9 protein-coding genes are annotated in these 14,224 nt (G+C 62.3%); 4 read left to right on the top strand and 5 right to left on the bottom strand.

From position 1 onward, the window contains the following. Nucleotides 1-8: 8 nt before the first annotated feature. Both ACQ4WZ_RS06605 and ACQ4WZ_RS06610 read left to right on the top strand, forming a co-directional pair. Nucleotides 9-1,352, top strand: coding sequence for a VWA domain-containing protein (locus tag ACQ4WZ_RS06605; protein WP_436572874.1), 1,344 nt, complete (start codon nucleotides 9-11; stop codon nucleotides 1,350-1,352). A 185-nt stretch (nucleotides 1,353-1,537) separates the two neighbouring features. After that, nucleotides 1,538-3,823 carry a TonB-dependent receptor domain-containing protein gene (locus ACQ4WZ_RS06610; RefSeq protein ID WP_436572875.1) on the top strand — a complete coding sequence of 762 codons (2,286 nt, stop codon included), beginning with the start codon at nucleotides 1,538-1,540 and terminating at the stop codon, nucleotides 3,821-3,823. Here ACQ4WZ_RS06610 and ACQ4WZ_RS06615 read toward each other — a convergent pair. Both ACQ4WZ_RS06615 and ACQ4WZ_RS06620 read right to left on the bottom strand, forming a co-directional pair. Next, complete coding sequence (locus tag ACQ4WZ_RS06615; protein WP_436572876.1) at nucleotides 3,820-4,860, bottom strand: SMI1/KNR4 family protein; 1,041 nt, start codon at nucleotides 4,858-4,860, stop codon at nucleotides 3,820-3,822. The genes ACQ4WZ_RS06610 and ACQ4WZ_RS06615 overlap by 4 nt on opposite strands. Continuing rightward, nucleotides 4,860-5,834, bottom strand: a complete 975-nt coding sequence (locus ACQ4WZ_RS06620) for a thymidylate synthase (RefSeq protein ID WP_133990847.1) — start codon at nucleotides 5,832-5,834, stop codon at nucleotides 4,860-4,862. The genes ACQ4WZ_RS06615 and ACQ4WZ_RS06620 overlap by 1 nt, the downstream gene beginning before the upstream one ends. 157 nt (nucleotides 5,835-5,991) lie before the next feature. Here ACQ4WZ_RS06620 and ACQ4WZ_RS06625 point away from each other — a divergent pair, with 157 nt between their 5' ends. Both ACQ4WZ_RS06625 and ACQ4WZ_RS06630 read left to right on the top strand, forming a co-directional pair. Beyond that, the gene (locus ACQ4WZ_RS06625) at nucleotides 5,992-8,781 is read left to right on the top strand and encodes a bifunctional diguanylate cyclase/phosphodiesterase (protein ID WP_243858034.1); all 2,790 of its coding nucleotides are present in this window, start codon (nucleotides 5,992-5,994) and stop codon (nucleotides 8,779-8,781) included. A 160-nt stretch (nucleotides 8,782-8,941) separates the two neighbouring features. Then, entirely contained in the window at nucleotides 8,942-10,384 is a 1,443-nt protein-coding gene (locus ACQ4WZ_RS06630) for an OmpP1/FadL family transporter (protein WP_101481647.1), read from the top strand. A 130-nt stretch (nucleotides 10,385-10,514) separates the two neighbouring features. On the opposite strand, the gene ACQ4WZ_RS06635 is transcribed toward ACQ4WZ_RS06630, so the two are convergent. From ACQ4WZ_RS06635 to ACQ4WZ_RS06645, 3 genes are read right to left on the bottom strand one after another with little or no spacing between them, the layout of a single operon-like run. Further along, a complete protein-coding gene (locus ACQ4WZ_RS06635; protein WP_436573863.1) occupies nucleotides 10,515-11,606 on the bottom strand; it encodes a threonine aldolase family protein in 1,092 nt (363 codons plus the stop codon). A gap of 27 nt (nucleotides 11,607-11,633) precedes the next feature. Continuing rightward, a complete protein-coding gene (gene leuE, locus ACQ4WZ_RS06640; protein ID WP_101481645.1) occupies nucleotides 11,634-12,308 on the bottom strand; it encodes a leucine efflux protein LeuE in 675 nt (224 codons plus the stop codon). Between the two features lie 2 nt (nucleotides 12,309-12,310). After that, nucleotides 12,311-14,179, bottom strand: coding sequence for an ABC transporter transmembrane domain-containing protein (locus tag ACQ4WZ_RS06645; RefSeq protein WP_101481644.1), 1,869 nt, complete (start codon nucleotides 14,177-14,179; stop codon nucleotides 12,311-12,313). Between the last annotated feature and the right edge of the window lie 45 nt (nucleotides 14,180-14,224).

Genomic DNA, 14,224 nt, shown 5'->3' on the forward strand with positions numbered 1-14,224 from the left:
AGGCATTGATGGAAACCTTGACCAAGGGTCAGCGCTTGCCGCTGGCCAATCTTGTTCCTGATGGCGTGCTGCAGATCGGCGTTGCCGCGCAGGCGCTGGCGCTCGACGTGGCCTGTTTTGGCCTCGATGCTGCGGGCAAGCTGTCCGACGAGCGCTACATGACTTTTTTCAACCAACCGCGCACGCCGTGCGGCGGCGTGGAAGCGCGCGCCGGCAGTGGTGGCGACACGGCCGAATTTGCCTTGCAGCTGGCGCACTTGCCGGCCAATATCGACCGCCTTGTCGTGACGGCGTCCATCGATGGCGGCGGCGTGATGTCGCAGCTGCAATCTGGCCACGTGCGCTTGCAGGCGGGCGGGCGCGAACTGGCCCGCTTTACCTTTGCCGGGTCTGATTTTGCGCAAGAAAAAGCCGTCATGCTGCTGGAACTCTACCGCAAGGATGGCGGCTGGCGCTGCATGGCCGTGGGCCAGGGTTTCAATGGGGGCCTCGATGCGCTGGTGCGCCATTTCGGCGGCGAAGTCGACCAGGCCGCGCCGGCCGCTCCTGCGGCGGCCCCGGCGGCTTCGGCCGTCATGCAGGCGAAGATCAACCTGGAAAAGCGCGTTGAACGCGAAGCGCCGCAACTGGTCAGCCTGGTCAAGCAGGCGGGCGTGTCCCTGCAAAAAGTGGGCTTATCCGACCACCGCGCCAAGGTCTGTTTATGCCTGGACATTTCCGGTTCCATGGGACGGCTGTATAAAGAAGGCCTGGTGCAGCGCTTTGCCGAGCGCATCCTCGCTTTGGGCTGCAAGTTCGATGACGATGGCGAGATCGATGTTTTCTTGTTCGGCAAGAACGTCCACCATCCGGCGCCCATGGCCTTGAGCAACTGCAATAGCTATGTGGGTCAAGCCATACAGCGCCACCCGCTGGAAGGCGACACCCGTTATGGCGCTGCCATGCAAGCCATTCGTGCGTTCTATTTCCCCGACGCGGCTGGCGGCGAGCGCACGCGGGCGGTCGCGGCGGAATTACCCGTGTACGTCATGTTCGTGACCGATGGCGGCACGAGCGACCAGGCGACGACAGAGAAACAGTTGCGTTGGGCCAGCAATGAGCCGATTTTCTGGCAATTCATGGGCATCGGCAAAGGACGCAAATCGAAAAGCAAGTTCCTCGCCGCCTTTGCCGATTCCGACTTCCCCTTCCTGGAAAAGCTCGACGAACTGCAGGGACGCCTGGTCGATAACGCCAATTACTTTTCCGTCAGCTCGCCCGACGAGCACAGCGATGCGGAACTGTATGACTTATTGATGACGGAATATCCGGGCTGGCTGACACTGGCGCGCGGCAAGGGCTTGCTGAGATAGTGTAAAGCTGGCGCAAAGCTCATCGGATGAGGCTGTACGGCCACAAGTGGAAGAGATTTGTAAATTGAAGTAAATAACAATGGTTCGCATTTGCCTTGGTCCCGGGACTCGTGGCATGCTTTGACGGTGCCCTCACGCTGCGGCGTAGCGCCTCATCCGTAGCGTCTCGATTATTTTTTAGCCAAATGCATAAAATCCTTTTCCACTGTCTGGCGGGCAGTAGCCTGCTGGTCTCCGGCGCCTTTGTTCAGGCGCAAACTGTCACCGGCGACACCGTCATCAAGCCCGCACCAGCACCAGCACCAGCGCCAGTATCGGCCAAGGCGCCGGCCACCGATACCCCGTCCGTCAGCGTGACGGCCGAGCGTCCCACGGGCCGCATCGACCGGCAAGTCTACGATGTCAAGTCCGACGTGGGTAGCAGCAATGGCACGGCGGCCGACGCCTTGAACAATGTACCGTCGGTGGCCGTCGACCCCGACGGTTCCGTGTCCCTGCGCGGCAGCAGCAACGTGCAAATCCTGATCGATGGCAAGCCTTCGGCCATGCTGCAGGGCGACTCGCGCGGCGCCACCCTGAACGCCATGGCAGCGGACGATATCGAATCGGTGGAAGTGATCAACAATCCCGGCGCCCAGTTCGGCAACGAGGCCGGTGGCGGCCCGATTCTGAACCTGGTGATGCGGCGCAACCGCAAGCCGGGTGGCTTTGCCACCGTGAATGCGAATGCGGGCATTGCCGGGCGCTATAACAGCGCCGTCTCCGGCAGCTACAATGAAGGTCCGTGGGGCTACCAGGGCGGCATCAATGTGCGCCACGACGGCCGCAATTCCGTGGGCGAGGTCAGCCGCGAGCGCCTGGAGCCCGGTATGGGCGCCTTTGCCCCCAGCAGCCAAAGCTCCATCAGCAATGGCTTGAATGACTCGCTGGGCTTGCACGGCACCGTGAACTACAACCTGAATACGAATGACACCCTGGCCGCCAGCATGTCGTATAACGGGCGCAGCAACGACCAGCGCTCGCTCGACCGCTACATCAATGGCGACACCATGGGCGGCACCATAGTCGACTATGTGCGCAGCACCGTGCGCAATGGCGACAGCCGCAACTACAGCTGGGGCGCGCGCTACGACCACAAGGGGGAACTGCCGGGCGAAACCCTCAAAATTGACTTGCGCGTGTCCTCGTCCACCAACGAGAGCGACAGCGATTACGCCAACACCTACACGGTGACGCCCGTGAATGCCTTCGACAGCCGCGCGCGCCAGCATAGCGAGACGGGCAACCGCATCATCGACTTCAGCGGCGATTACGAGCGTCCGCTGGCGGGCGGCACGGCCAAGCTGGGCTACAAGGTGGCCGACAACAAGAGCAGCTTCGACACCCTGTACACGGACATCAACCCGGCCAGCCTGGCGGAGATCGTCAACCCCATGCGCAGCAATCGTTTCGAGATGGATGAGCGCACCATCGCGCTGTACGGCTCTTACCAGATGCGCCTTAGCGAACGCTGGGGCGCGCTGGCCGGCTTGCGCGCCGAATACACGGACTTGAACGTGCGCCAGATCACGGGCGGCGTCGAGGCCAGCAACAACTACGTCAATTACATTCCCAGCCTGTTCGCCACTTATAAAGTCAGCGACGAGAGCAATTTGCGCTTCAGTTATGCGCACCGCCTGCGCCGCCCCAACGCGGGCGACCTGAACCCGTACGTGGTGTACCGCGACGAGTTCAATGTGTCGGCTGGCAATCCCAAGCTGAAACCCACGCAAACGGACTCGTTCGAGATCGGCTATGAAACCAAATTGTTTGGCCTGGAAAGCAGCTTGCGCGCCTATCACCGGCGCGACACGGACGCCATCGTCGATTACCGCTATTTTATTAGCGACAATGTGCTGCTGACCACGCGCGAAAACGGCGCAGGCAGCCATGCGAGCGGTCTGGAGTTCAGCGTCAGCGGCAAGCTGACGCCGTCCCTGACCCTGAACACGAGTGGCAACCTGGCGCGCAGCCAGCAAACCAGCTCGGACGACCTGGGTAACCGCAGCACGCGCACGGCGAATGCCCTGAGCGGTCGCGCACGCCTGAATTACCAGATCAATCCGGCTAACCAGCTGCAACTGGCCCTGCAAATGCAAGGCAAGATGCTGTCGGGACAGGGCTACCGCTCGCCGAACAACACCTTGAACCTCAGTCTGCGCCACACGGTGACCCCGCAGCTGAGCCTGGTCATGAATGTGACCGATGTGTTCAGCACCAACAAAATGGAAACCGTCATCAACAGTGCCTCCTTGCGCGAGACGAGTACACGCCGCTTCGATGGGCGCATGATTTATGTGGGGCTGTCGTACCGCCTCGGCGGCGCCACCACGGCGGCGAAAGAAGGCGAGCGGGAACCGCGGTTCGGTCCGCCGGGCGGACGCGGGCCTGGCGGTCCAGGCCCGGGCGGACCTGCAGGCGAAGCAGGCTAGGCCGCTGTCGCGATCTCGTTCAGGAAGTCGATGAAACTATCCGCATGGCGCTCGAAGCACCATGTGCCCGTGCCATGCTCGGCCGTGTACACGGGCGCATCGCCGTCGGCAATGGCGCCCAGGTCCAGGCAATACGGATCGGCACCCGCGTCGGCAATCACCAGGTACTGTTCCGGCCAGCCGGCAATGGCGTCACCGCTGACGGGATTCCAGGCGTAACCGTGCTGAGCCTTGATCAGTTCTGCCGCGCCGTACAGGCTCAAACCCTGGAAATACTGTGGGCTGTCGATACATACCCGAAGCGGCGAATGGCAAGCCAGGAAGCGCCGGTAGTGTTCCGGCAAGGCCCAGCGTTGCGCGATGCCGGCCATGTCGGCGGCGCTGGCGATGGTCAGCCAGTTCGATGGCTGCGCCAGGTCCTGCTCTTTCCTGCGTCTGGCCGCCAGCTTTTTATCCAGCATGGCCGCGGCTTTTTCCAGTGGCGTGCGCGGATCATCGAGCGCCGCATGCGTGGCGGGCAGCGCGTGGCCTGCGCCATCCGGATAGCCATCGCGCTGCCAGGCCAGTACGGCGTCCAGTTGCAGCTGCTCTGCCTTCCAGTGACCGGGATCGTAAGGCAAACCTGCATCGAAAGGCTGGCGGCTGAAGACGGCCAGGCTTTTCACGGCCTTGGCCCGCACGCTCAGCGTGGTATGTTCTGCGGTGGCCAGCGCAAGCAGCGGGCCGTACGCCGCTTTGCCCATGCTTTTGAGCATGCCATCGACGCCCCAGTAGGCGAGGCTGGCCATCTCGAGACTCCAGCTGAAAAATGTGCCGTGCTCGCCGGGTTCGACCAGCGCGACGATATCCGTCATCAGGAAGCTGCGCCAGTGCAGCAGTTGCCCATCGCGCGCATACGCCATCAGAATGTCCAGCACGGCCAGCCGGTCGTCGGGCACATGCTTTTTCAGCAGCCGTTCCTTCAGCCGGGCGAACTTGCTGCCATCCGTTTCGTCAAACAGCTTGCGGTGCAGGGCGGCCAGCGGAGCGACCGCCATCAGACGGCCATCGCCGCCTTGATGGGCGCATGGTGTTCATAGCCTTCCAGCGAGAAATCTGACGGTTCGATCTTTTCCAGCCATTCCGGCTCGTACTTGCCCGTTTTCGCATAGTCTGGCACGCGGTCGGAAATGACGAAGCGCGGCGCGGGGAAGGGCGTGCGCTTCAATTGTTCTTCCACCATGTCGAGGTGGTTTTCATAGATATGCGCATCGCCGATGAAGTAGGTGAACCAGCGCGGTGTGTAGCCCGTCAGGCGCGCCACCAGGTGCAGCAGGGCCGCACCTTCGGCGATGTTGAACGGCGTGCCTAAGCCGATATCGTTGCTGCGCACATATAAACACAGCGAGATTTCGCGCGTGCTGGCGTTCGGGATGAATTGATACAGCAAATGGCAGGCGGGCAGGGCGACGGCGTCCAGCACGGCCGGGTTCCAGCCGTGGAACAGGATGCGCCGGCTGCCCGGGTTATTCATGATGGTGTCCAGGCATGCACGCAACTGGTCGACGGCCTTGTACAGCAGCACTTTTTGCACGCCATCGTCGACGATGGGGGAGACCAGCGTAAAACCGTTCGCTTGCGCATCGGCAATCTGTGCCGGCTTGTCGGCATCGAGCAGCTTGTACGCGGGCCATGAGCGCCATTGCACGCCGTACACGGGGCCCAGGTCATCCTCGCCTTCGCGGTAGGGGTTGGCCAGCCATTGCGCATTTTCGTTGGCGTTCTGGTCCCACACCTTGCAGCCCAGCGCGCGGAACTCGGCCGCATTGCGCGAGGCGCGCAGGAAGGCGCACAGTTCGCCAATCACGGATTTGAAAGCCAGTTTCTTGGTTGTCACGGCAGGGAAGCTGCCGTTGGCCAAGTCGAAACGCATCATGGCGCCCGGCACGCTCAGGGTGCGGATGCCCGTGCGGTTGTCTTGCCAGCTGCCCGTTTCGAGCACGGTCTTGATCAAATCTTGATATTGCTGCATGTATTTCTCCAACGGTAAGGACGGTGATTGTAACGCAGGCGCGACAGGCGGGCTGCCGTCCACGCACATAAATGCGCTGCCGTTTCACCTGCAAACATGACTCTGTGGTAATTTGTGTGTCCTTAAAGAAATACACAGAAACGGCAGATGCTGCACCATGTTCTTGCGACAAATTGTAAATAATAATAACGCCGCCGTGGTGGAAATGAGCAGGGCCGATTTTCTCAAGGCCAACCTGCGTCTGATGCTGGCCTGGCCCTTGCTAGGGCTGGTCCTGTGCGCGGTGCTGTGGACGGCCACCTTGCTGCAGCTGGAAGCGGAAAAGAAGGTGGCGCAGCAGCAGGCGCTTGACAGCGTGTCTTCGCTGTCGAAAGCGTATGGCCAGTATCTGCTGCGCACCCTGGAACAGATGGACCAGCTGACCTTGCAGCTCAAGTATGAGTGGGAAAATTCGCGCGGCCAGCTGCGCCTCGATCATTTGAAGACGCAGGGCATGTATGCCTTGCCGCAATTTGCCATCGTCGCCATCCTCGACCGCAAGGGCCACCCCGTGACGGCCACGGCACCGCTGCAGCGCCTGCGGGTCAATGAGCGCAGCGATTTCCTGCTGCGCCACTGGCGCAGCAATTCCAGCGCGCTGCGCATCGCGCTGGGGAGGGCCAGCGAGGCGGCGCCGGCTACCCCGGGCGCCGACGAAAGCCTGGTGCACTTCACGCGTCGGCTGGAAGACGAGGATGGCAATTTTGACGGCGTGCTGCTCATTTCCATCCATTCCAGCTATTTTTCCGAATTCTACAATAGTGTCAATTTCGGCAAGTTCGGCATGTCCGCCATGGTGGGCGAAGAGGGCGAGCTGTTCAGCACGCGCCTCGGTTCGCGCGTGCTGCCGAGCCAGAGCGGCAAAGGCACGCCGTTTCTCGACACCAGCTTCCTGGAAACGGAGAGCGGTGCCGTGCATTCGGGCGGCAGGATCGCGTTTTCCGACAAGCAAAGCCGCTATGTAGGCTGGCAGGCGCTGAAAGCCTATCCGTTTACGGCCGTGGTCGGGCTGTCTGACGGCGAAATGCTGCACCCCTACGCGGAAACGCGCACCATTTATATCGGCATCGCCCTGGCCGTCACTGTACTGCTGCTGGCCTTTGCCGCCGTCGCCACCATGCTGTCGCTGCGACTGGCGTGGCGCCACCACCAGTCCGAAGGCGTGCGCAATGCCTACCGCATGGCCACCGAAGGCACGAGCGATGGCTTTTATATCATTGCCGCCCTGCGCGGCGAGGATGGCAGCATCCTCGATTTCGAGATCGTTGACTGCAACGAGCCGGGCGCCGGCTACTTCGGCGTGCGCCGCGAGCAGTTGCTGGGTATGCGCCTGCAGTCGCGCGCCCACGAGCCGTATTTCCGCGACCTGATCCATAATTACCGGGCCGCCATGCAGTCCGGTTTTTCCGAGGAAGAGATCGAGTTGCCGGAAGGGAATCCATTCAAGCTGCGCTGGATACGCCGGCGCCTGGTGCGCAGCGGCGACCGCCTGGCTGTCACCCTGCAAGATATCAGCACGGCCAAGGAGCACGAGCGCGATTTGCGCCGCCTGGCCAATGAAGATGGCTTGACGGGCTTGCCCAACCGCTACTGGCTGCAGCAATTCCTGCCTGGCGCCCTGGGGCGCGCCGCCATTGCGCGGCAGATGCTGGCGCTGCTGTTCATCGACCTCGACGGATTCAAGGATATCAACGACACCCAGGGCCATGCGGAGGGAGACAAGGTGCTGCGCGCCGCGTCGCTGCGCCTGAAGGCCGTGCTGCGACCGGGCGACCACGTGGTGCGCCTGGGCGGCGACGAATTCGTCGTCGTGCTCGACCCGGTAGAAGACGACAGCCGCGCCGAGCAGGTGGCGCAGCGCATCGCCATCGCCTTTGATGAACCGTTTTACCTGGGCAGCGAACGCCACAAGATGGGCGCCTCGATCGGCATCAGCCTGTATCCGCGCGATGGCGCCGAAACGGAAGTGCTGCTGAAGAACGCCGATATCGCCATGTACGCCGTGAAAGTGGCAGGCAAGGGCCATCACCGCTTCTTCCAGCCGGAATTGTTTGAAACCATCCGCAACCGCCGCGAACTGGAGCAAAGCCTGGTGGCGGCGCTGGAGCAGGACCAGTTCCTTGTCGTCTACCAGCCCAGGGTCGACGCCATGAGCGGGCAGCTGTGCAGCATGGAGGCGCTGGTGCGCTGGCAGCATCCGCAGCATGGCATGGTGCCACCGCTGGAATTCATCCCCGTGGCCGAGAGCAGCGGCCTGATTTCGCAGCTGGGCGAAGTTGTCATCGAGAAAGTGTGCCTGCAAATGGCGCGCTGGCAGGCCAGCGGACTGGAACTGGTGCCCGTGTCCATCAACGTGTCGGCGCGCCAGTTCGGCCGTGGCGATGTGCACCAGGTGCTGGCGTCCGCGCTGACGCGCCACCGCATCGATGCGCGCCTGATCGAGGTGGAAATCACGGAATCGGCCATGATGGATGAACAGAACCGCGCCGTGGAGCAGCTATCTGCCATCCGCGCGCTGGGCGTGCGCCTGCTGGTCGACGATTTCGGCACCGGCTATTCTTCGCTGTCGCAGTTGCAGAAGTTCGCCATGGATGGCTTGAAGATCGACCGTGCCTTCACCATGGAGCTGGGCCGTTCGGAGCAGGGCGAGGTCTTCGTGCGCGCCATCCTGTCGATGGCGCATGCGCTGGGCATGAGCGTGGTGGCCGAAGGGGTGGAAACGCGCGAGCAGCTCGACATCCTGCGCGCGTTGCAGTGCAATGAAGTGCAAGGCTATTTCATTTCGCGCCCTGTGCCGGCCGAACAGATGCTGGCGCTGATGCACCAGCGCTTTCTGATACCGCTTCCAGCGCCCGTGTTGCCCCCCTACAGCCCCGTGATTGACGAGGAAAACAACGCTGTTTCATAAAAAGAGCGAACGTTCGCTTTTTTCTAAAAAATATTATATGCTTCGCTCATGCCGTCAGTGAATTGGAGTTCACGGCGGCAAGAAAAGTGCAAGACGGGGCAGCTTGTGATGCCCGCGATAGTGTGCCGAAGACAATTTCATATAATAAAGAGAGACTAACTTGAAACATAAATATCTGCCCCTCCTGATCGTTGCCGCTTTCGCCGGCATCTCCTCCACCGCACAAGCATCGGGCTACCGTTTTGGCTCGCAAAGCGTTTCCGCCCAAGGCACGGCCGATGCCAGCGGCGCTGAAGCGGCCGACGCGTCGACCATTTTCTACAACCCGGCCGGCCTGTCGCGCCTGGAAGGCACGCAGTTCGTTGGCGGCGGCACCCTGGTGGTACCGCATTCGACCTACACGGATGCGGGCTCGAAGCCTTTCTTCCCGGGTAATCGCGCGCCTTACGCGCAAACCAAGGACTACGCGCCGGACGCGGTGTTCGCGCCTGCCTTGTACGCCAGCAAGAAAATCAATGAGCAGTGGACCGTCGGCGCTGGCCTGTTCGTGCCCTACGGCGCCAAGCTCGACTACGGCAATGACTGGTTTGGCCGCTATGCGATCACCAATATCAAACTGGAAGCCATTGCTCTGAATCCTTCCGTATCGTTCAAGCTGGACCAGCACCACTCGTTCGGTTTCGGCGTGACGGCTGAATACATGAAGGCGGAACTGGGCCAGGGCGTGGACGTGCCGGGTTCGGTTGCCTTCCTGGGCAAGTTTGCGCCTGGCGCATCGCAGGCATTCCTGGCCAATATCGCCAAGACGCAAGGCCTGGCTGCGGCGCAAGCTGCCGGCGCCGCGCTGCAAGGTCCAATCAAGGATGGCCACGCTTCGATGGATGGCCATGACTGGGGCTTCGGCTTCAACCTGGGCTATCTGTACCAGCTGAATGAAGGCACGCGTTTCGGTATCGCTTACCGCTCGTCGATTTCGCACAAGCTCAAGGGCAGCACCATCTGGGACTTCTCGCAGGTGACGAGCAATCCTGCCGTGAACGCCTTCATCGCCAAAGCCTCGAACAAGGTCAATTCCGAGGCGCTGGTGGAATTGCGCACGCCGGAAACTCTGTCGGTCAACGCCTTCCACCAGATGGATGACAAGTGGGCGTTGATGGGCGACGTGACCTGGACCCGCACTTCGCGCCTAGAGAACCTGGACATCCAGTTCCCGCCGACGGCCGAAGGCGCCGAGCGTATCCGCCAGAGCTGGAAAGACACTTACCGCGTCTCGCTGGGTACCAACTACAAGTACAGCGAAAGCCTGATGTTGCGCGCCGGTATCGCCCACGACCAGGCGCCGGTCCGCAGCGCCGAACTGCGCCACCCGGCCTTGCCAGACAGCGACCGCATGCAGTACTCGATCGGCGCGAACTGGAAGCTGAACGCCAATTCTTCGCTTGACCTGGCCTACAGCTATATCGACTTCAAGGATGCTGACGTCAACTACACAAACGACTGCTCGCCTGTCAAGACTGGCTGCACCGGCAACGGTGAAACCACCAAGGGCCTGTTCAAGACCCGCATGCAGTTGATCGGTCTCGCTTATAACTACAAGTTCTAAGCAGGTAGTGGCGGCCAACCCGGCCGCCATGAAATGAAAAAAGCGCCTTCGGGCGCTTTTTTTTTGGTGTTACGGTGGTGGTGGTGTCGGCTTACGCTACGCTAACCCGGCCGACGCCGACCTGTGTCGATTACTCTCTGGCGCGCATGCCCTGATCCAGCAAGGTCAAAGCCAGCCGCACCGTGTCGTCCGGCAGCTCCAGCAACTGATCTCCCACATACCATTCAACCACGCTATGCCCGGGCAGGGCTGCGTGGCTGGCGCGGGCAAACAGCCAGATGCCGTGGTCTGCGGCCACCTGGTTGCGGATGGCGATGGCCCGCTCGCGCGAGACGGGCAAGTGCAAGTGCAGCATGTTGGCCTGCGGCTGGGCAGGGTTGACGGCAATCGCCGGATAGTCGCGCAGCAGCGCATACAGCCACTGCGTGCGCTCGAAATAGCGGGGCATGGCGGCGATGCGCGCGTCGAACTGCATGGCGGCGGCGACCACGTAGGGTGTACGGTGCACGATACTGCCGCCCTGGCGGTGAAACCATGGGCGTGCCCGTTCGACAAAGCCGCGGCTGCCGGCCAGCATGGCGCCACCGAGGCCGCCGATGCCCTTGTACAGCGAGACATACACGGAATCAAAGCCGTCGCAGATGGCGGGCAGGGTCTGGCCAAAACCCGCTTGTGCTTCCCACAGGCGCGCGCCATCCATGTGTAGGTGGATATTGTGCTCGCGGCAGTGCCGCTTGATCTGGCTCAAGTCTTCCCAGGAAGGGCACTGGCCACCGATTTCGCGCATTGGCAGTTCGACCTGCGCGGCGCCCAGCGCATCGGGCACGGCGCGCAAGTCGTCCACCGTCCACGGGCGATGCGGGTCGCCGATCATCAGGCCCGTGAAGTGTTCGAGCAATGCATGGTTGCCCCGTTCGTGGCGCAGGATGTGCGAAGTGGGATGCAGCGCGACCAGGGAGGAACCCCGGTCCTGGCAGGCCAGGCGCAGGGCCGTCACTTGCGTCATGGTGCCCGTGATGCAGAATACGGCCGACTCGAAGCCGAGCAGGCTGGCGACCTTTTTCTCGAACTGTTCGATCAGCGCGCCTTCGCCATAGGTGTCGTGCGCGATGTCGTTGGCGTCGCACCAGGCGGCCATGGCGGTGAAAGTGGCCGCTGGCGTAGGCTGGCGGTGGCCCGGCAGGACGGTATGGCAGCGCTGGCGCAGTTCAAGCTCGTTCAAGTCGGTCACGGCGCATCTCCAGTACAGTTAAAGTGTGGCGGTGGCCAGTTTCGCGCCGAATCCAATGAACATGGCGCCCACGCCGCCGCCCATGCCGGCCGACAGGCGGCGACGGCGGCGGAAGGTCTCTGCCAGGCGCGCACCCATAAAGATGATGGCCGTCAGATAGGTGAAGCTGATTATTTGGCAGATCAGCCCCAGGCCGATGAAGGACAGCACGGGATTCGGGAAGGCCGGGTCGACGAACTGGATGAAAAACGAGATGAAGAACAAAATCGCCTTCGGGTTCATCAGGCTGATGATCAGGGCCTTGCGGAATGGATCGCTTTCCTTGACGGGGTTGGGTACCGCAGGCGTTTCGCCATCGGGCAGGCTTGGCGCGCGCAGCTTGCGCCAGCAACCGATCAGCATTTGCAGGCCGATCCAGCCCAGGTAGGCCGCACCGATGTATTTCACCACGTAGAACAGGGCCGGGCTGGCTTTCAGCAGCGACGCCACGCCGCAGGCCGACAGCACCATCAATATCAGGTCGCCAGCGAAAATGCCGAAGGCGCCCTGGTAGGCGGGCCGCACGCCGCGCTGGGCAGCCACCGACAGCACATACATGGAGTTGGGGCCGGGCAGGATGACGATGAAGATGGTCCCCAGTAAAAAGGTCCAGAAATCGGTGATGCCCAGGTTGGCGTGAAAAAGTGCGTTCATGATTATTCTGCTGGATTGAGCTGTACGTGATGGAATTGCAGGGCCGCTAAATTGGCGTAAATGCCACCCAGGGCGACCAGCGACGCGTGCGTGCCCGTCTCGACGATCTTGCCGTCTTCCATGACAATGATGCGGTCGGCCCGCTGCACGGTGGCCAGGCGGTGCGCGATGATGACGGTGGTGCGGCCCACCATGGCCGCTTCCAGGGCCTTTTGCACCAGGCGCTCCGATTCAGCGTCCAGCGCGCTGGTCGCCTCGTCGAGCAGTAGCAGCGGCGGGTTTTTCAGCAGGGCGCGGGCGATGGCGATACGCTGGCGCTGGCCGCCGGACAGGCGCACACCCCGTTCGCCGAGGAAGGATTTATAGCCATTCGGCAGGCGTTCGATGAATTCGTGGGCGGCTGCCATTTTTGCCGCCGCGATGACTTCCTCGTCGCTGGCGCCGGCGCGGCCGTAGCGGATGTTTTCCATGGCATCGGCCGAGAAGATCACGGTATCCTGCGGCACGATGCCGATGGCGTCGCGCAGGGTATGCAGGTCGAGCTGCTTGATGTCGACGCCATCGAGGCGGATGCTGCCGCTTTGCGGGTCATAGAAGCGCAGGAACAGCTGGAACAGCGTGGTCTTGCCGGCGCCGGACGGCCCCACCACGGCCACCGTTTCGCCGGCGCGGATATCGAGGCTGACGTGGTCCAGCGCATGGGTATCCGGGCGCGACGGATACGAGAACATGACATTGTCCAGCGACAGCGAAGCGCCATTCGCGGCACGCGCGGGCAGCGGCAGGGGCGCGACAGGCGACTCGATTTCCGATTTGACGGCCATCAGTTCCAGCAGGCGCTCGGTGGCGCCGGCGGCGCGCTGCGCTTCGCCCATGACCTCGGACAGGGCCCCGATGGCGCCGGCCACGATGGAGGCGTACAGGATGAACTGTCCCAGGTCGCCGCCCGTCATCGAGCCTTCCAGCACGGCGCGCGCGCCCAGCCACAGCACGAAGACGATGGTGCCGAACACCAGCAGAATCGCGATCATGGTCAGCAGGGCGCGGGCGCGGATGCGGCGCATGGCCGTCATGAAGGCGCCTTCGACGGAGTCGCCGAAGCGTTTCGATTCGATTTTCTCGTGCGTGAACGCCTGCACGGTGGGCATGGCGTTGAGGATTTCGCCAGCCATGGCCGAAGCGTCGGCGATGCGGTCCTGCGAATCGCGCGACAGCTTGCGCACCCGGCGGCCAAACACGATGATGGGCACGACGACGAGGATCAGCAAGCCGATGATGATGCCGGCCAGCTTGGCGCTGGTGACGAACAGCATCACCAGGCCGCCCAGGAACAGCAGCACATTGCGCAGCGCCATGGAGATGCTGGTGCCGACTACGGCCTGTATCAAGGTCGTGTCGGTGGTGATGCGCGACAGGACTTCGCCCGTCTGCGTGGTTTCGAAGAATTCGGGACTTTGCGTGACGACGTGGCGGTACACGGCGCTGCGGATGTCGGCTGTGACCCGTTCGCCCAGCCACGATACCGTATAAAAGCGCGCCGCCGTGGCCAGCGCCAGGATGGACGCCACACCGAACAGGGCGAGGAACACCAGGTCGACGTGCTGGATGCTCTTGGAGCCTGCCGCACCGCCGAAACCCAGGTCGATCATCTGCTTGAACGCGGCGGGGATGGCCAGGGTGGAGGCGGCGGCCACCACCAGCGCGATACCGGCCAGGAAGAACTGCTTGCGGTACGGCGTCAAAAAGGGCATCAAGCCCTTGAAGGCGGCCAGGCTGCCTTTTTTCAGTTCGCGGCTGCTGCCGGTATCGGGGGAGGGGGCTGCGCTTGCTGCGGTGCTGCTGGTATTGCCTGTATCTGTGCTGGTTGTCATTGTTTTTCGCTTAGTAGGTACTGTATCCGGTATTGCTTATTTATA

Source organism: Janthinobacterium darwini (genome assembly GCF_051380905.1).
Classification (GTDB): Bacteria; Pseudomonadota; Gammaproteobacteria; order Burkholderiales; family Burkholderiaceae_D; genus Janthinobacterium.

What these genes read in the sequence shown, in the direction of transcription:
- ACQ4WZ_RS06645 (WP_101481644.1), bottom strand. Translation starts at nt 14,179, where the DNA reads ATGACAACCAGCACAGATACAGGCAATACCAGCAGCACCGCAGCAAGC.
- leuE (WP_101481645.1), bottom strand. Translation starts at nt 12,308, where the DNA reads ATGAACGCACTTTTTCACGCCAACCTGGGCATCACCGATTTCTGGACC.
- ACQ4WZ_RS06615 (WP_436572876.1), bottom strand. Translation starts at nt 4,860, where the DNA reads ATGGCGGTCGCTCCGCTGGCCGCCCTGCACCGCAAGCTGTTTGACGAA.
- ACQ4WZ_RS06625 (WP_243858034.1), top strand. Translation starts at nt 5,992, where the DNA reads ATGTTCTTGCGACAAATTGTAAATAATAATAACGCCGCCGTGGTGGAA.
- ACQ4WZ_RS06620 (WP_133990847.1), bottom strand. Translation starts at nt 5,834, where the DNA reads ATGCAGCAATATCAAGATTTGATCAAGACCGTGCTCGAAACGGGCAGC.
- ACQ4WZ_RS06605 (WP_436572874.1), top strand. Translation starts at nt 9, where the DNA reads ATGGAAACCTTGACCAAGGGTCAGCGCTTGCCGCTGGCCAATCTTGTT.
- ACQ4WZ_RS06610 (WP_436572875.1), top strand. Translation starts at nt 1,538, where the DNA reads ATGCATAAAATCCTTTTCCACTGTCTGGCGGGCAGTAGCCTGCTGGTC.